This window comes from Hydrogenophaga sp. L310 (assembly GCF_055703065.1).
Window position 1 is genome coordinate 659468 of record NZ_JBVPZA010000001.1, and the last position, 17173, is coordinate 676640.

Annotated in this window: 19 protein-coding genes and 1 pseudogene; 8 read left to right on the plus strand and 12 right to left on the minus strand. The window is 62.4% G+C overall.

Going from position 1 to position 17173, the window contains the following annotated elements; all coding sequences use genetic code 11:
- Positions 1–20 precede the first annotated feature (20 nt).
- A complete protein-coding gene (locus AC0GNO_RS03215) occupies positions 21–818 on the plus strand; it encodes a hypothetical protein (protein WP_472902915.1) in 798 nt (265 codons plus the stop codon).
- Positions 819–1197: 379 nt separating this feature from the next.
- Here the strand turns inward: AC0GNO_RS03215 and AC0GNO_RS03220 are convergent, their stop codons facing one another.
- From AC0GNO_RS03220 to AC0GNO_RS03235, 4 genes are all read right to left on the minus strand, one after another.
- The gene (locus tag AC0GNO_RS03220; protein WP_472902916.1) at positions 1198–1440 is read right to left on the minus strand and encodes a hypothetical protein; all 243 of its coding nucleotides are present in this window, start codon (positions 1438–1440) and stop codon (positions 1198–1200) included.
- Between the two features lie 282 nt (positions 1441–1722).
- Positions 1723–2364, minus strand: a complete 642-nt coding sequence (locus AC0GNO_RS03225; protein WP_472890587.1) for a Crp/Fnr family transcriptional regulator — start codon at positions 2362–2364, stop codon at positions 1723–1725.
- Between the two features lie 10 nt (positions 2365–2374).
- On the minus strand, positions 2375–3784 hold the full coding sequence (gene ccoG, locus AC0GNO_RS03230) for a cytochrome c oxidase accessory protein CcoG (protein WP_472902917.1): 1410 nt from the start codon (positions 3782–3784) through the stop codon (positions 2375–2377).
- A 5-nt stretch (positions 3785–3789) separates the two neighbouring features.
- Complete coding sequence (locus AC0GNO_RS03235; protein ID WP_472902918.1) at positions 3790–4458, minus strand: hypothetical protein; 669 nt, start codon at positions 4456–4458, stop codon at positions 3790–3792.
- Positions 4459–4617: 159 nt separating this feature from the next.
- Between AC0GNO_RS03235 and AC0GNO_RS03240 the strand changes: the two genes are divergently transcribed.
- The 4 genes from AC0GNO_RS03240 to AC0GNO_RS03255 all read left to right on the plus strand — a co-directional run bounded on the left by AC0GNO_RS03240 (position 4618) and on the right by AC0GNO_RS03255 (position 8612).
- The gene (locus AC0GNO_RS03240; protein WP_472902919.1) at positions 4618–5013 is read left to right on the plus strand and encodes a CidA/LrgA family protein; all 396 of its coding nucleotides are present in this window, start codon (positions 4618–4620) and stop codon (positions 5011–5013) included.
- Complete coding sequence (locus tag AC0GNO_RS03245) at positions 5013–5681, plus strand: LrgB family protein (RefSeq protein ID WP_472902920.1); 669 nt, start codon at positions 5013–5015, stop codon at positions 5679–5681. Before AC0GNO_RS03240 ends, AC0GNO_RS03245 begins: the two co-directional genes overlap by 1 nt.
- Before the next feature lie 107 nt (positions 5682–5788).
- Positions 5789–7225 (plus strand): aminotransferase-like domain-containing protein, encoded by a 1437-nt coding sequence (locus AC0GNO_RS03250; RefSeq protein ID WP_472902921.1) that lies wholly within the window; start codon positions 5789–5791, stop codon positions 7223–7225.
- Positions 7226–8096: 871 nt separating this feature from the next.
- Positions 8097–8612 carry a DUF6933 domain-containing protein gene (locus AC0GNO_RS03255; protein WP_413964545.1) on the plus strand — a complete coding sequence of 172 codons (516 nt, stop codon included), beginning with the start codon at positions 8097–8099 and terminating at the stop codon, positions 8610–8612.
- A 51-nt stretch (positions 8613–8663) separates the two neighbouring features.
- Here AC0GNO_RS03255 and AC0GNO_RS03260 read toward each other — a convergent pair.
- Positions 8664–8815 (minus strand): annotated as a pseudogene (locus tag AC0GNO_RS03260) (IS481 family transposase); the annotation flags it as partial.
- Between the two features lie 103 nt (positions 8816–8918).
- Between AC0GNO_RS03260 and AC0GNO_RS03265 the strand changes: the two are divergent.
- Entirely contained in the window at positions 8919–10448 is a 1530-nt protein-coding gene (locus AC0GNO_RS03265; RefSeq protein WP_406560094.1) for a catalase, read from the plus strand.
- A 126-nt stretch (positions 10449–10574) separates the two neighbouring features.
- Here AC0GNO_RS03265 and AC0GNO_RS03270 read toward each other — a convergent pair whose 3' ends face one another.
- The gene (locus AC0GNO_RS03270) at positions 10575–10985 is read right to left on the minus strand and encodes a LysR substrate-binding domain-containing protein (protein WP_472902922.1); all 411 of its coding nucleotides are present in this window, start codon (positions 10983–10985) and stop codon (positions 10575–10577) included.
- Positions 10986–11129: 144 nt separating this feature from the next.
- On the opposite strand from AC0GNO_RS03270, the gene AC0GNO_RS03275 reads away from it, so the two are divergent.
- Both AC0GNO_RS03275 and istB read left to right on the plus strand, forming a co-directional pair.
- Positions 11130–11888: a Mu transposase domain-containing protein gene (locus tag AC0GNO_RS03275; protein ID WP_472902923.1), complete on the plus strand. Its 759-nt coding sequence runs from the start codon at positions 11130–11132 to the stop codon at positions 11886–11888.
- A gap of 2 nt (positions 11889–11890) precedes the next feature.
- The gene (gene istB / locus AC0GNO_RS03280) at positions 11891–12643 is read left to right on the plus strand and encodes an IS21-like element helper ATPase IstB (RefSeq protein ID WP_472902924.1); all 753 of its coding nucleotides are present in this window, start codon (positions 11891–11893) and stop codon (positions 12641–12643) included.
- Positions 12644–12990: 347 nt separating this feature from the next.
- Here the strand turns inward: istB and AC0GNO_RS03285 are convergent, their stop codons facing one another.
- From AC0GNO_RS03285 to AC0GNO_RS03310, 6 genes are read right to left on the minus strand one after another with little or no spacing between them, the layout of a single operon-like run.
- Complete coding sequence (locus AC0GNO_RS03285) at positions 12991–13428, minus strand: hypothetical protein (protein WP_472902925.1); 438 nt, start codon at positions 13426–13428, stop codon at positions 12991–12993.
- 12 nt (positions 13429–13440) lie between these two features.
- Positions 13441–13899 (minus strand): rhodanese-like domain-containing protein, encoded by a 459-nt coding sequence (locus tag AC0GNO_RS03290; RefSeq protein WP_472902926.1) that lies wholly within the window; start codon positions 13897–13899, stop codon positions 13441–13443.
- 27 nt (positions 13900–13926) lie between these two features.
- Positions 13927–15204, minus strand: coding sequence for an MFS transporter (locus AC0GNO_RS03295; protein WP_472902927.1), 1278 nt, complete (start codon positions 15202–15204; stop codon positions 13927–13929).
- A 7-nt stretch (positions 15205–15211) separates the two neighbouring features.
- Positions 15212–15961, minus strand: coding sequence for an MBL fold metallo-hydrolase (locus AC0GNO_RS03300; protein ID WP_472902928.1), 750 nt, complete (start codon positions 15959–15961; stop codon positions 15212–15214).
- A gap of 14 nt (positions 15962–15975) precedes the next feature.
- Positions 15976–16326: a DsrE/DsrF/TusD sulfur relay family protein gene (locus AC0GNO_RS03305; RefSeq protein ID WP_472902929.1), complete on the minus strand. Its 351-nt coding sequence runs from the start codon at positions 16324–16326 to the stop codon at positions 15976–15978.
- A 13-nt stretch (positions 16327–16339) separates the two neighbouring features.
- The gene (locus tag AC0GNO_RS03310) at positions 16340–16993 is read right to left on the minus strand and encodes an ArsR/SmtB family transcription factor (protein ID WP_472902930.1); all 654 of its coding nucleotides are present in this window, start codon (positions 16991–16993) and stop codon (positions 16340–16342) included.
- Positions 16994–17173: the final 180 nt, after the last annotated feature.

The window sequence follows — 17173 nt, forward strand, 5'->3', positions numbered from 1 at the left end:
TTGGTCGGCCGAGCAGGCTCATGGCACAGAGCCCATCACTGGACCCTCAGGCCGACGCAGACGATTCGTTTTCAATCTTGCCCATCGGTGAGGTTGAAACCTATGAGCACAACCCTCGAACGGGCAACAACCCGAGGTATGACGACATCCGCGCAAGTATCGTTGCGGATGGCATCACGAACCCGATTACCGTCACGAGGCGGCCCGACTCGTCGAAGTACCACCCCTATGGCGGTGGCAACACTCGACTGGCGATTGCCAAGGAGTTGCAGGCCAATGGTGACTCCCGATTCAACACCCTCAAGGTAATCGTCAAGGCGTGGCCAGGTGATGCCAACGTCATCTCGGCACACCTCGCTGAAAACGAAAATCGAGGGGACATTTCATTCTGGGAAAAAGCCCAGGGCGTAGCTACTTTCAAGAAGGCGCACGAAAAGGAACACGGTGTGATTCTCAGCACCGGTGACTTGGGCCGCGAACTGAAATCCCATGGGATTAATTTCGGGGTCCGGGTTATCCAGAACTTTGCCTTCGCTGTAGAACACCTGTCACCCATTGGTCCCTGGCTCAAGGCAACTGAGGTCAACGAAATCCTCCGACCGGGTATCTCTGGCGCGATGACCGTGGCGGCCAAGTTCGACGTGCCAAGGTCGATCTTTGAGCCCGTTCTTCTACAGCACCGGGATCAAGTGCTGACCGGCAGCAACCAGGGCCGTGAGACCGAGCCAGCGCCTGTGGATTCCGAGGTCAAGCGTGCCAACCGGCAGCGCCTGCTCGAACTGAAGGCTGCGTTCACAACGTCACGTGACGGTCGGTGATGAAGTCGCACGTAAACATCGTTCGAGAACAAGTAGCGCAAAACGCGCAACACCGCACGCCGTGCCAAGTGGCGCAAAACGCGCAACGTGGCACCCGGCGCTGAGTAGACGAAAACGGGTCACTTTTTTTAGGGAGATGAACCATGGACAGTAAAGCGCTCTTCAACGAATTGCTCCATCGTTTGCGCAAATACGAGGACGGCAAGTACAGCGATGCAATGTTGTTGCACTACCTACTTCGTCAAGGTGCGGATGACTCGGAGTTCAAGTCAACAGCCGTCAAGGTAGCCCTAGACGCACTTTCAGGGTGTCTGAATAGGTGGGAGGTACAGCGGTCGATTGACCGGTTGAGCCAACTGGGCTTGATTTCGACGCGTGTTCACGCCAACACGCGAACCCACTTCACGGTCAACCGCGAGGCTGTGCTTGCGTTGCTGGCCAAGCCTTTGCCCAGGAACCTGTCTTTACAGACAAAGGAGCCGTGCACGTGGCAGGCGCGGATGTGCAACTGCAGCATGACCGGCGTGTGGCTGGCTTCGGAGAGCTCAAAGCTCTTCTCAACCGCCTCGACGATGGAGGTCAGGTTGGGCCGGGGGTCCATCAGCCACATCTGCGACTTCATGGCGAACGCGTGCCTTCACCATGAAATTTTTCTCCAGCGCCCAGCGACAGGCGTGAGAACTCTTCAGCGAACGAACGCTCCATGTTTGTCTCCTGTCGGAGGTGTCTAGACACCTCGACTTGTTGTGTTTTCCAGCCGTTCGGTGGCTGGGTTTTGACTGTTAGCGCGAGCTTAGGTGTCTTGTGAAAGTTGTCCTATCAATGCAAACGTTGTTGCATATCGATGGATTAAATTTTTTCTCGAAACCGCGCCGAGCCGACACCACAGGTGTGGGCATGAAGCTCAGGGTTCCGCTTGCAGCAGGCGGTGCACCCGGTGCCAGTCAATGCCCACCTCGTCGTTGCGGGCGGCCCGGAGCAGCACCTTCTCGCGGTACAGGCGGGCGACCACTCGGCTGGCGGTCACGTGGTTGATGTCCAGCGTGTCGGCTATGTCTTGGCGGCTCGGTAGCCAGAGGGGCGTGGCTTCTCTGGGGTGGGCTTTTCTGAGCTGCTCCAGCAGCAACAGCACTCGGCGCCTGGCGCTTGAGCGGTGCAGCTCCACCCGAAAGTTTGTAATGTCCCGTAGCAGGTGTGATACGGCCATACCGGACCCTGACTGGATGCCCGCGTGGCGACCCGGGTCCGACCTGGCCTGGCTGCCGAATGGCTCCAACACGATATCTGTGCAGGCACGGGCATCGAAATACCGTGGCTCGCCCAGACAGGCTTCGTGGCCAATGAGCGCCCCCGGGCCAAGGAAATGAACGATGCAGCGCTCGCCCCTGTGATTGACGCTCTCCAGGCAGGCAATGCCCGATCGGATCACGAACGCGGTCGAGGAAGGTTCGCCCTGCTGATAGATGTAGCTTTTAGCCGGGAATCTGGCCAGCTTCGGGACCAGCTGGATGAGGGGGCGCGGTGTGTTGGATGCGCGCAGGCCCACGCTTCGAAACCTATCGCGGTACGATGAAGGTCGAAGGCTCGCGCACCGGCTCGCGCGACGGGTGGGCCGGATCGCTCACCTCGAAGTGGATGTCGATAATCTCTCCTGCCTTTGAGGCTGCGACCTGGTAGGACATGCGCGCCGTCACCGTGAAGGTGTGGGCCTGCGCGGGTTGTAAGACCACGGTGGAATGGTTGAGCAGGCGCAGCTCGGCGGCCGGTTGCACCGCGATGCTCAACGACTGCACACGGTCAGATGCGTTCATCAGTTGCAGGGTGTACACGTTTTCCACCGCGCCCTGGTCCACTGTGCGCGCCATCACGCTGCGGTCGCGCACGACGTTGAGCCGCACCTCCGAACGCGTCAGGAACGCGTTGGTCATGGCCGCCATGGCTATCAGGAGCAGCGTTCCGTAGACCACGACACGGGGTCGCCAGAACCGCTGCAGGGTCACCCCTGGCGCCGACGTTCTACCACCCAGCTCCCGCAGCGAGGCCATGCGGATCAGGCCCCGAGGTGCCTCGATCTTGTCCATCACCTGGTTGCATGCGTCGATGCACAGCCCACACCCGATGCAGGCCGCCTGCAGCCCCTGGCGGATGTCGATGCCCGTCGGGCAGACCTGAACGCAGAGCGTGCAGTCGATGCAGTGCCCGGCGGATTTGGCGCGGGTGTCGCTGTCGGCACCCGCCCGGCGCGGCTCGCCCCGGCGGTGGTCGTACGCGACATTCAGCGTGCGCTGATCCATCAGCGACCCCTGAAAGCGGCCGTAAGGGCACATGTGCAGGCACACGCTCTCGCGCAGGTAACCGGCGTTGCCGTAGGTGGCCAGGCCGTAGAAGCCGATCCAGAAACCCTCCCAGGGGCCCAACTCGTACGGCACGGCCAGGGCCAGTTCGCGGATAGGCGTGAAGTAGCCCACCAGCGTGAAGCCGGTCCACAGGGCGAGCAGCGCCCAGACCAGGTGTTTGCCGCCGCGCCGCGTGATCTTGTGGGCGTTCCAGGGGCTGCGGTCCAGCCGCAGGCGGGCCTGGCGGTCGCCCTCCGTGCAGTGCTCGATCCACTGGAACAGCTCGGTGTACACCGTCTGCGGGCAGGCGAAGCCGCACCACACGCGACCCGCCACGGTGGTCGCGAAAAACAGCAGCAGGGCGCTGATCACCAGCAGGCCGGCGAGGTAGATCAGGTCCTGCGGGTAGAGCACCGCACCGAACAGGAAAAATCGGCTCGCCTCCAGGTCGAACAGCACGGCCTGGCGGTCGTTCCAGGAGAGCCAAGGCAGGCCGTAGTACACCAGCTGCGTGATCCACACCATGGCCCAGCGCCAGCGGGTGAACACGCCGGTGATCGAGCGCACCTGGATCTTGTCTTCAGCGGACCGGTTGTTGAACGGGACGATGGGGATGGTGCGATGGGTCATGGGATTCAAGTGTTCAAGGCGGCAGCGCTTGGCCGGCACGACGCCAGAGCCTCAGCCGCAGGGGTCAGGAGGGTCGCCAGGTCGCGTTCGCCCAGCCATTCGTCTTCGCGGAAGAAGACGCGATTCAGGTGGATCGAGGCATGGGACGATTCGTGTCCATGCGGGTGGGCTTCAGGTGCGGCATGAACCGACAGACCGTCTTCCTCGCTGCGCAGCAGCACCCAGCCCGCGTTGCCGTCACCGAGGAGCACCGGTGCGACCAGCGAGAAGCCCTCCCAGGGCAGGTTGGGCACCCCGTGCAATCGCCCGCTCAGCAGCCAGCCCCGGCCCGTGTCTTCAGCGGTGAGTTCACGGCAGCCTGGGGCCAGCGTGGCCGCCCGTGTGCCACTCAGGAATTCGGGCAGCCAGAGCTCACGCAGCCCCACGTTGAAGGTCTGCACCAGCGCCTCGATGGCCAGGCGCTGCGCCCACAGCACCGCCGCAGCCTCGGGGTCCTGTTGTTGCAGAAGCATCGCGGAATGCACCAGATCGTCGAGGCCGCCTTTGCCGCCCAGCGAGCGCGGGACGGCACAGCGCAGCAGGCCTGAGTCCACCACCCGCTGCAGGGGAGACGGTGAAGCGTGAAGCGCGTTCACAACGGGAGCGGTGCCAGGGAGTCCGGTGTCGGTGAGCATGGCCACGATGGTCGCCGGGGATCATCTGGTTGCACAGATTCAGTTGAAAAAAAATCGAACCAGATCAGATCCCGATGTTTATGGCATCTGATGCGCTGTTTCGGAAAAAGAGCCGTTTCTGAGCCGGGCCGGCAGGAGCGGCGCGCGGATGCTCGTTCCATGCCTGATTCACACACCCGCCGGTGGCCCCGGATCGCACGCCCCGCCAAAGCGCTGCTGGCCATGGCGGGTCTGGTGGCGCTGCAGTGGCTGGGTGATGCCCTGGTAGCGCGAACCGGCTGGCCGGTACCCAGTTCACTGGTGGGCTTGCTGCTACTCCTGGCGAGCCTGGTGCTGCGGGGCCACGTACCCCAGGCGCTGGACGATGTGAGCGCGCCCCTGCTGCGCCACCTGATGCTGCTGCTCATCCCGTCGGTGGCGGCGGTGGGCCTGTACGCTGGGCTGCTGGCGCAACACGCGGTGGCGTTCCTGCTGGTGTCTGTGGGGGGCACGGCCCTGACCATTGTGGTCACCGCCTGGACCCTGCAGCGCCTCCTGAAGCGGGCGCGGCGTTGATGCTTTGGTCGCTCATCACGCTCGCCGCCTACCTGGCCGCGCTGTGGCTGTACCGTCGCAGTGGCCACCACCTGCTGTGCCTGCCCGTGCTCACCGGCACGGGCTTGGTGCTCGCCGCGCTGGCGCTGGCCGGCACCGGTTACCCGGTGTACGCCGAGGCTACCCGGGTGCTGCGCTGGCTGTCGGGGCCGGCTGTCATCGCACTGGCCGTGCCCCTGTACCGGCAGGCGGCCTTGCTGGCGGCGCTGGCCGCGGGTTGCCTGGTGTCGGTGTTGGGCACGGTGGCGCTGTGCTGGCTTCTCGACACGCCCATGTCATTCGCCCTGTCGCTGGCGCCCAAGGCCGCGACCATGCCCATGGCCTTGCTGGCGGCCGAGCGCGCGGGCGGCGTGCCTGCGGTGGCGCCCATGGCGGTGGTGGCCACGAGCGTGCTGGGCCCCTTGCTGGCGGGGCCGCTACTGCGCTGGTTGTGGGTGGCGGAAGGAACCGAGGGCGGCGCGGACGGCGAGGTCGTGCGCAGTTTCACGCTCGGCCTGGTGGCACACGCCATCGGCGTCGCGCGGGTCTTGCAGACGCACCCCGGCAGCGTGGCCTTCGCGGCCTTGGCCATGGGCCTTAACGGCGTGGCCACCTCGCTGGTGCTGGTGCTGCTGTCGCGTTGGGTGTGACGGTGCCGGTTCACTCGCCGAGTGTGTTGGAGCAGGATGGGCTTCCGGCCACGGCGTCCACCATCTGAGCTGTAATATACCCAGAAAATTGGACCTATGAAGATCAGATGATCGGCACCCGCCTGACCCGATACCAACAGCTGGCCGAAGACATGGCCGACGCGATCCGCGCCGGCCTGCTGCGCCCGGGTGAACGACTGCCTTCAGTGCGCGTCACCTGCGAGCAGCGGCGCGTGAGCCCGTCCACCGTGTTCCAGGCCTACGGCCACCTGGAGTCGCAGGGGCTGATCGAGGCGCGCCCCCGTTCAGGCTACTTCGTGCGCGCCACGCGCCGCCCGCTGCGGGCCGGCCCCGAGCCGGCGCCCCCGCGCAGCGAGGCCACGCCGGTGGCCATCAGCGAGCTGGTGTTCGACCTGCTGGGCTCCACCCGCGACGCCGACGTGGTGCCGCTGGGCTCGGCCTTTCCGGCGCCGCACCTGTTCCCGTTCGACGAGCTGGCGCGCAGCGGCGCGCGCGCCATGCGCCGCCTGAAGGCCAGCCAGATCACCGGCGCACTGACCGCGGGCGACGAAGGCCTGCGCCTGGCGCTGCGCAAGCGCTACGCGCTGCAGGGCGTGCCGCTGGCCGACAACGAACTCATCATCACCAACGGCGCCATGGAAGCGCTCAACCTGTGCCTGCAGGCGGTCACGAAGCCCGGCGACGTGGTGGTGGTGGAGTCGCCCACGTTTTATGCCGCGCTGCAGGCGCTCGAGCGCTTGCACCTGAAGGCGGTGGAGGTGGCGACCGATCCGAAGGAGGGCGTGGACCTGGCCGCGCTGGGCGAGCTTCTGGCGCGGCAGACGGTGGCGGCCTGCTGGTTCATGCCCAGCTTCCAGAACCCGCTGGGCGCGCTCATGCCGGTGGCGCGGAGGCAGGCCCTGGTGGCGCTGCTGGCGCAGCACGGCGTGCCGTTGATCGAGGACGACGTGTACGGCGAGCTGCACGCCGGCGTGCGGCGCCCGCCACCGGCCAAGACCTTTGACCAGCAGGGCGGGGTGCTGCACTGCTCGTCGTTCTCCAAGTGCCTGGCGCCGGGCTACCGCGTGGGCTGGGCGGCGGCCGGGCGCTACGCGCCACAGGTGGAGCGGCTGAAGATGATGACCTCGCTGGCCACGGCCATTCCCCCGCAGCTGGCGGTGGCCGACTACCTGGCCCAGGGTGGGTATGCCCGCCACCTGCGCCGCCTGCGCGAGGCCCTGGCCGCGCAGCAGGCGCACGCGCTGAAGCTGGTGGAGCGGCACTTCCCGGCCGGTACCCGCGTCACCCGGCCCGAAGGCGGCTATTTCCTCTGGCTGGAACTGCCGCCCGAGGTGGACGCGCTGGCGCTGCACCAGCGGGGCAGGGCCTGCGCCATCAGCACCGCGCCGGGCGTGCTGTTCTCGGCCGACCACCGCTTCATCCACCACATGCGGCTGAACGTAGGGCACCCAGGCGACGCGCGGTTCGACGGCGCGATCAAGACGTTGGGGCGGCTGGCGGTGGATTTGATGGCGAGCCGCTGAGGCGCATGCTTCCGTGGCGTGATTCACGCCATGCGCTGAGGTCCCATCAAGGAAGCTGGACGGGCTCCGCGACCGGACGATCTGCCTGCGGGCACACCTCACGCAGAAAGCCCAGCAGCAGCGCGTTTAAGGCCTGCGGGTTGTCGCGGTGCACACCATGGCCGCTGTCGCCACTTCCGCCTGGCGCCCGTGTGATAGGTCGTGGGAGAGGGCCGGCGCGGTCGATCGGTGAACCTCCTGTGTGCAGTCGCCGTAGATGAGCAGCGCGGGAATCGTCAGTGCCTTGAGCGCGCTCCGGTCGAGCGCTGGATTGTCGCGCCACTGGGTGACCTGGACGCCTTCGAGCTGGCGATGCCTTGTGCAGCGTCAAACCACGGTGCCTTGTGGCTCATGGGTTGATCAGGCAGCAGGTTTTCCATGTACTGCGCGCCCGCTGATTACCTTTTCTTCCAGGTGCGAATCTCGTGATCCTCGCGGGACATCACCGTGTTGCCCAACATGGCTGCAGTTGTCTAGGTGGGGCACCAAAGAGGAACGCTTGTATCGGCCTGCTTGGCGTTTGCACATTGGACGACCAGTTTCTTGCTAGCTAAGCTCTGAGCCTCGACATCCCTGGCGCTTGGATGACAGCAATGTGGCCGTGATCGTGAATCGCGGGCGCGACCCTCAACGACCGAGGTCACTGCGAAGCCGCACGCCAAATTGCGAAGGTCGCTCCAGGCTGTACTGAGTCGTTCGATGTTGAGTCCTGATCAGCGGCGACGTTCATCACTGGCCGTTCGATGGTCCGGGAAAGGAACGACCGCACTTCCGCCGAAAGGGAACATAGGTTAGCGTCGATACTTGCCATTTGTCTCTCCGTCTCTGCACTGTGTTTGTCCTTCGCTGCACACAAAAGCTCCTTGACCGGCTGAGTTCAAAGCCTGATCCAGAGATCGCACCGCCGGACACAGTCCTCGGCGACTGGTACGCCAATCTGATCCGCGTTGGCCGAATCCAGGTTGTGCTCGCTGTCAGCGAGCGAAGCTTGCTGCCCGTAGTGGTGCCAGCACGGGATAGTCGAACCCTCGTTCAGCGACTGTGCGAGGCCCTGGAGCCGATCCTCACCGAAATCGGCGTTTCAGCGGACGAAGCCGCTGCCGAGCGCGGTGCGATGCAACGTTGGGCAGTTGGAAAGACGGCAAATCGCAGAGTCCTCGGATCGCTCAACGACTTGGCATTTCAGCTTCACGTCGGACTGCTCAACTTCCCGGATCGAACGCTGACGGCGCAATCGCTCTGGTTGGCCAAGACGCCCCTGAAAGTCATCGACTACGGTGCACCCGACCAAGCCACACTCGCTGCGTTCGCTGCTCACCGGGCGCTGCAGGCGGCCATCGGCCGGTGACCGCTTCACTCTGACGCGAGCTTCAAGTTTCGACCCTAAGCAGTCATGCGACCCTATAGGCCGACCTGTGATCGGGGTCCGTTTCTTCCACCTCACTATCGTTTTCAGGTTGATTTCATGGCGCGCAGAAAGCGTTGACTATTTTGTATTGATCGACGGACAACCTTTGTCGTTGTGGCACTTCCGTGCAGAACCTGGCCCATAATGCTTTCTTCTATTCAAGGTAAAAGATTGCACCATCAAAACTTGCGATCAAACAACTAGCCTATAGTCGTTGATGGCCCCACAACCAATTAGGAGAAATTCATGAGCGACGACACCAAAAAGTGCCCCGTAACCCACATGACTACTGACTTCGGCGCCCCCGTGGTCACTAACCGCGACAGCCTCACTGCAGGTCCTCGCGGCCCCTTATTGGCTCAGGATGTCTGGCTGAATGAAAAGCTGGCCGGTTTTGTGCGCGAGGTCATCCCAGAGCGCCGCATGCACGCCAAGGGATCGGGTGCCTTCGGCACATTCACGGTCACGCACGACATCACCAAGTACACCCGCGCTAAGATTTTCAGCGAGGTAGGAAAGAAGACGGAGATGTTTGCCCGCTTCACTACGGTAGCTGGGGAGCGCGGTGCGGCCGATGCCGAGCGCGATATCCGTGGTTTTGCTCTGAAGTTCTATACCGAAGAGGGAAACTGGGACATGGTGGGCAATAACACTCCGGTGTTCTTCATCCGCGATCCTCGCCAGTTCCCTGATCTGAATAAGGCCGTCAAACGCGACCCTCGCACAAACTTGCGCAGCGCCACCAACAATTGGGATTACTGGACGCTTCTGCCCGAAGCTCTGCACCAAGTCACTGTCGTCATGAGCGATCGCGGCATCCCTGCCAGCTACCGTCATATGCACGGTTTCAGCTCGCACACCTACAGCCTCTGGAACCAGGCCGGCGAGCGTTTCTGGGTCAAGATGCATTTCCGGACCCAGCAGGGCATCAAGAACCTTACCGATGCAGAGGCCGGCGAATTGGTCGCCCAGGATCGTGAAACCCATCAGCGCGATCTGTATGAAGCCATCGAACGTGGCGAATATCCCAAGTGGACGATGTTTATTCAGGTCATGCCAGAGGCTGATGCGGAGAAGTACGCCTTGCATCCGTTCGATCTGACCAAGGTCTGGTACAAGGGCGACTATCCGCTCATCGAAGTTGGTGAGTTCGAGCTGAACAAAAACTCCGAGAACTTTTTCGCCGACGTTGAACAGGTGGCCTTTTCCCCTAGCAATCTGGTACCTGGTATCGGTGTCAGTCCGGACCGTATGCTGCAAGCACGCCTTTTCAACTACGCCGATGCTCAGCGCTATCGACTGGGCGTAAATTACCACCAGATCCCTGTCAATCAGGCTCGCTGCCCAGTGCACAGCAACCACCGCGATGGTCAGGGGCGGGTCGATGGCAACTATGGTGCTTTGCCGCACTACGAACCCAACAGCTTTGGCCAATGGCAGGGCCAGCCGCAGTTCTCGGAGCCGCCGCTCAAGCTCACCGGCAATGCAGCCCACTGGAGCTACGACAAAGATGACCACAACTACTTCGAGCAACCTGGCAAGTTGTTCCGTCTAATGAACGACGGTCAGAAGGAAGCGCTTTTTGGCAACACCGGCAGAGCCATGGGCGACGCTCCAGAGTTCATCAAGTTCCGTCACATCCGCAATTGCCACGCCGCAGACCCTGCATACGGTGCAGGCGTAGCCAAGGCCCTGGGCATCAACCTTGAAAAGGCACTGGCCTCAAAAAAGGATGACCCTATGTACGGAAACCCACTGGTCGCCCTGCCTGCGTAGTAAAAGCGCCGGAAATATGAAAAAGAGCCTTGGTAGACGCCAAGGCTCTTTTCTCACACCGTCAACTAAGTCAGGTTCTTCAGTCATTGGCAAGCAACCTCATCTGGTCAGATCGATGTCGACTTGCTAGGGAGTCACGTAGTCTTGTAGCCCCTTCAACAGTGCATCAAATGTCACCTTGCAGCTCGGGTTATTGCGCAGATCTTCGTGCATGGTGAGCCAGGTCTCCAGGCTCAGCGGAATGCTGCCAGGCAATATGTTCACCAGATTCAGGTCGCGCGCCGCTATATGCATTTGGCACACGCCAATACCGCAGCCAGCTCGGATCAGCGCAATCTGTGCCATGTCGTTGTCGGTACGCACCGCAAAGTTTTCGCGGTTCCAGATTGGGAATGCCTTGCGTGCGGCACGCACGAACGGCGTCTCTTCATCAAAGCCAATCAGCGCGTGCTGAGCCAGATCAGCCAGAGAGCTGGGAGTCCCGTGCTTGTCCAGATAGCGTTTGTGCGCATGAAAGTATCCGTCCGGGCACCCCATATTGACCGCCGCTGGCGGTCATGGCTGAGAATCAGATGGCAGCGCTCTGCCACCGATGCGGCAGCAGTTCTGCACCACTACGACACGGCTCCTGCGCCCGCCAGGCCAAGGCGCCCAAAGGACAAGTCCAAAGCTGAGGTGGGCGTGCAGATCGCGCAGCGCTGGATACTGTTCAAACTGCGCGATCGGGTGTTCTTCAGCATCGACGAGCTCAACAAGGAGCTGCGCCGGTTGAACCACGAGCTCAACGATCATCCGTTCAAGAAGCTGCCAGGCTGTCGGCGCAGCAGGTTTGAAAGCGATGAACGCGCCACGCTCAAGCCGCTTGTGCAAAAGCGCTTCGAGTTGTGCGACTGGCGCTATCAAGTCCGCGTGGGCAATGACCACCACGTAGAGCACCTGCGCTGCTTCTACTCCGTTCCCTCTCAGCTGGCTGGCGAACGCGTCGACCTGCGCATCACCGCATCCATGGTGGAGGTGTTTCGAGGTGGCCGCCGGGTAGCGTTGCACGCGCTGCTCACTGAGCCGGGCAACAGCACCACGCTGCCTGAACACCGGCCTGTTGCCCACCAACGGGTTCTGGAAGGCGAGCCCAAGGCGCTGATGCAATGGGCCACTGCGGTGGGCGTCAGTGCTCAGGAAATGATCGGCTACCACCTCAACGAGCGGCGCGATCCCGCAAATGGCATGCGCGCTGCCCGACGCATGCGAGATCTGGCGCGGGACCATGGCGAGGATCGCTTCGAGTCCGTCTGCCGCTACGCACTCCCGCTGAACATCACTTCGCTGCGCAGCATCACTTCGATCCTGACCAACCAGGCCGACCTGCGGCCCCGTCCAGCCACGCCACCGCCCCGCATGGAGCACGACAACCTGCGCGGCGCCCAATACTTCGGAGATTAAACATGAGCACCCATACCCAGAACTTGAGCAAGTTGCGCGAACTGCGCCTGAGCGCCATGGCGACAGCCTACGAACTCCAGCAAGAGCAGGCCAAGCTGCAACATCTTGCGTTTGACGATCGCTTTGGTTTGCTTCTTGAGTCGGAAGTCTCCACGAGGAACTCCCGCAAGCTCAATCGCCTCGTGAAATCGGCCGGCTTTCCGGAAATTGCCGCATTTGAAGACTATGACGCGCGTGCAAGTCGAGGGCTGGACACGGCGCTGATGTCAACGTTGGCCAATTGCAGCTGGATCACGCGAAAGCAGAACCTCATGATCCTCGGGCCCACGGGTGTGGGTAAAACCTGGCTAGCGTCGGCGTTCGGCCACCAGGCCTGTCGGCTGGGCATGACCGTGGCCTTCTACGTGGCCAACGACCTCTTCACCAGCATCGGTCAAGCGGTGCTCGATGCCTCGCTGCCAAAACTCAAAACGTCCCTCTACAAACCCAACCTGCTGATCCTTGATGACTTTGGAATCGGGGAAATGTCCCCAACCGCAGCGCAGGTCTTGCTCGATGTTGCCGACCGGCGCATGCGCACGGGATCTCTGCTTCTGACCAGTCAGTACCCTGCGGACACTTGGCACGGTTTCTTCCCAGATCCAACCGTCGCGGATGCGGTTCTTGATCGCGTGGTGCATCAAGCTCATCGGGTCCAGCTGAAGGGCGAATCGATGCGCAAGATCAGAGGGCGAGCTGCTCTGAATCCTGGCTGATAAGGTCGAGCTTTCCTGGTCGTTACCTTGCAATGGGGCGGCCTGTTCCTACAGCTGCAGAGCGGCTGCAACCATCGCAAAACTGAGCCAAGCTGGCGTTCCCATATTGATAGGTAGCCGATCGTCAGCTCCAAGGCTAGACTTAAGGAATCGGCCAGAAGCGGCAGTTCACTCGCTCGTGACCAAGGTCAAGTGAAGCTGGTGTCAGACATTCGCGGCCGAGGCATTTTAAACTGTAAGGTCGCAGCAACGGCTTCAAAACAAGCACTACTTGAAGGCCTGCAGCACTCTCCAAACCTGTCTACCCCGTGCGGCAGGTTGGAGAGTGCCGTGCGAGTTTCTCCGCTCTATGGCTGCTTACCTTTAATGCTTTGCTTCAGCGCCTCGAAACTGCTGTTCACGGCAGGGGCCATCAGCAACCCAGACTTGTCTTGCTTCGTTACCCCTTCGACCTCGAACCGGTCGGCCAGTTCGGTGTACGAAATCATGCCGTTGAGCTTGCCACCGCTCTGGGCAATGTTCTCGCCGCCGAACCAGACGATCGGCGCCTTGGTGCCGGCTGGCATGAAAGACACCGGGTAGATGAGGATGGGCACCTTGTAGGTGTTGGCGAGTTCGGCAGCAACCTGAATGTTGTTGTTGCAGCGCAGGCCAGGTGGATCGTTGCTGACCAGGGTCAGCACTTTTCGGCCGTCGATCTCCAAAGGCCCAGGGGCAGTCTGAGCCCAGGAGAGCGCACTGGTGTTCACCAGGGCGGAAATCAATGCGAATGTACGGATATTCATGATGCAAAAACCTCAGCTCTTTTTTGCGGCACGTGCCTGGGCGTTCATGCCGCCGGCGGCCTTCCATTCGTTATAGCCACCGTGCAGCAGGCGCACGTTCTCATAGCCATCCATGCGCAGCGCCATGGCGACCTGGCCAGCGAACGAGCTCGTGTTGCAGTAGACAAGGATGGTCTTGTCCTTGGGCAGTTTGGCGCGCTGCGCGAACACCTGACGCCATTCGATGTTCATGGCACCCGGGATGTGGTCCTTGGCGAACTGCCCCGCATCGCGCACGTCGAGCACGAGCAACTTTTTGTAGTCCTCGGCAGCCAGTTGCTCGGCCATGATGGTGCCGCTGTTGGCGTCCGCAAAATCGAAGTACCCCTCCAATGCGTTGATGGTGGCTTTGTCGGCCTCGGCGTATACCGCCAGCGGCAGGCAGGTAGCAGCTGCAAGTGCCAGGGTCAAGGTGAGTCGGCGCGTGTTCATGGTTGTCTCCAGGGTGGTTGTGGGAAATCAGGTGGCGGGATTGAGCCGGGGGTGGGTTTCTTCCCCCCAGCGGAACAGGATGGCGCCGGACACCAACATGGCCACGGCAACGAACCAGAATGCGCTCTCGATGCGGCCACCCAGCGCAGCGGCTGCGCCCAGCCCGAGTGCACCGATGCCATAGCCGAGGTCGCGCCAGAAGCGGTAGATACCGATGGCCGATGCACGCCAGTTGGGGTGGGCGATGTCGGCCACGGCAGCACTCAGGTTCGGGTAGAGCATGGCCATGCCAAGGCCGGCTATGGCGGCGGATGCGCTCCACCACAGCGAACCCGTGCCCAGCGGCATCAGGGCCACGCCCGCGCCACAGACCCACATGCCCCAAGAGTTCAGCAGATGCCTTCCCACGCGGTCGGACATCCGGCCGGTGAAGAACTGCATGGCACCCCAAGTGAAGCCGTAAATGCCGACTATCCAGCCGATGCCCGGCAGGCTCACGCCCTGTTGGTGCAAATAGACAGGCCAAAAAACCCAGACCAACGCATCGACAAACTTCTCGACAAGCCCTGCCTGGCAGAGTGCTGCCATGCGACGGTCACGCCAGCTCATCAGGGCGAACACCTCCGACGTGGAGGGTCTGTCGCTGACCGCATGGGGGTAACGAGGCTTCAGCAGTGTGGCGTTGGGGCTTGCATGGCGTTTCACCTCGTCACGCGCCCAAGGCAGCGTCTCGGAAATGGAGAGCCAGGACAGCGCCGTGGCCAGCCCGATCACGACCATGCCGAACCACAGCAGTCCCTCCCTCGGGCCGAGCATGGATGCGAGGTAGCCCGTGATGACACCAGCGATGGCCAGGCCGACATAGCCCGAGAATTCGTTCAGTCCGATGACCAGACCACGCTGGTCGGCGCGTGTGATGTCCAGCTTCGCCGTCTGCGTCATCGACCAGGTGAGGCCCTGGTTGATGCCCAGAAGTACGGTGGCAAAGACGACCCAGGCCCAGCTGGTGGCGAAATAGATGAGCAAGGGGATGGGCAAGGCGACCAGCCAGCCCAGCAGCAACACCCGCTTGCGCCCCATTTCCTCGGCCAGGCGTCCTGCCACGAAGTTCATCGTGCCCTTGACGAACCCAAAAGCAACGACGAAGGCCGCGAGCAGCATGAACGAGCCGCGCGGCACGCCGAATTCGGACTCCGCCAGCGCCGGCACGACGTTGCGCATCATCCCGATGGTCATGCCCACGAGCAGCACCTGCAGCAGCTGCTGCAGGAACTGGCCCAGGTTGGCGCGAATGCCGAACTGCATGGACAGTTCAGGCGGTGGCTGGCGCCACGCCGCGCAAGTTGGCCTCGACGATGCGAGCCATGTCCGCAGGCTGGGGCGGAATTTCTGAGGTCAGCGCGGCAACAAATTCATCCCGCGACATCGACAACATCGGGTTGAAGCGCTTCTCAAAACCAATGGTGGACGCCGGTTTGCCCGAGAGCCCGGCGCCGCAGGCGCTGCCGGCCTGGTGGCCCGGATAAATTTCAAGCTCGGGTGGTAACGACAGCAGCCGCGACTGCAGCGTGTCGTAGAGCTGCCCGGCCATCTCGCGCTCCTGTCCTGCCAGGTCGGGGCGGCCAACGGCGCCCACGAACAAGGTATCGCCGGTGATGACGAACCACGGCTCGTCGCCCCGGCGCAGGTCTCGCACCGCCAGGCAGACGCTGTCCGGGGTGTGCCCAGGCGTGTGAATGACGTCGACCACGACGTTACCGGCTTCCAAGCGCTGACCGTCGCGCAGCGGGGAGAAATCAAAGCCCACGCGTCCGATGTTGCTCTCGTGGAGGTGGTACGCCGCCCCGACGCGACGCGCGAGCTCGGGGCCACCCGAGTAGTGATCGGCGTGCACATGGGTGTCGATGACGTGGACGATAGGTGCGCCTGCTCTTTGCGCCTCCTCGATGAACCAGCCCTCGTCGCCGGCGACGACGTCCACCGCAACGGCCTTCTGCAGACCGACGCAACCGAAAAGATAGGAAAGCGTGGCGTTGGCGGCCGGGCGCTGGCGGAAAAACATGGTCGTCTCCTGGGTCAGAACACCAAGGCCTTGTCGGCCCAGGCTGTCCATTGGGTCAATTCGTCGAGGGTGCTGCGGTGCGCACCCGCAATGAGGTCTTCCGCGGCGATGCCGCGTGCGTCCATGCAAGTGCCGCAGACACCGATGACGCCGCCGTGCTTCACCACAGCGCCCAGCATCACCTCAAGGTTGTAAAAACCAGAAGGCACTTTCTGCTTGTTGTGGGCAGCTGCTGCGGCGTCACCGATGAGAAAGACCTTGACCTCGTGGTCGTCCTGCATGGCCAATGCACCCGCCAGTCGGGCTCCGTTGTAGGTGCGCTCACTGCCGTAGGGCGCATCGTTCAGGATCAGCAATGTCTTCATGGGGGTTCTCTGCTCAGTCGGTCACCGGGAGGCCACGCGCGCGCCATTCGGCCACCCCGTCGGTGAGGTGAAAGGCCTGATAGCCCTTCTTGCGCAGCAACTCGACCGCATCCTTGGCCATCAAGCAGAACGGACCGCGGCAATAGGCCACCACCGGGACGTCCTTGGGTAGCTCGGCGATGCGTTTTTTCAATTCATCCACGGGGAGCGAGCGCGCGTGAGGCAGGTGAGCCACGGCATACTCGTCTTCAGGCCGCACATCCAGCACGAGCACTTCTCCCGCAGCGGCGCGACGCAAGATGTCCGCACGGCTGACGCCCTGCAAGTCTTCCCCGTGCTCGACGATGGAGGCAAGCGCCATCTGCAGTTCCACCAGGCGCTCCTCGGCCTCCGAGCGCAAGTTGACCCAGAGGTCGGCTACGCTGGTGCTTGCCAGTCGGTAAACCACGTACTTGCCTTCCTTGCGCGTATCCACCAGGCGCGCCACGCGCAGCTCCTTGAGATGGGCGCTGGCGAGCTTCACGCTGATTTCTGACTGGGCAGCCAACATTTCGACCGTTTTCTCGCCCTGGCACAGCAGCTCAATGAGCTCCAGGCGTTTCGGGCTGGCGACGGCTTTGCCGATACGAGCGACCTGCTCGTAAAGGTGGTTCTTGAGTTCTCTCATGTAAACATTCTAACGAACTTTAGAGTGTTTGCAAAATTGAGTGGGTAGACAAGTGAACCAAGCGGCCCGGTCGGGTGGACTACCTGGTCCATCCCACTAAGCTGCGGAGTAGCAATGCTTGCGAACTGAAGACGATGCCATTACCGATAAAACAGTGAGAACGGTTCTCCGTTGTCGCAT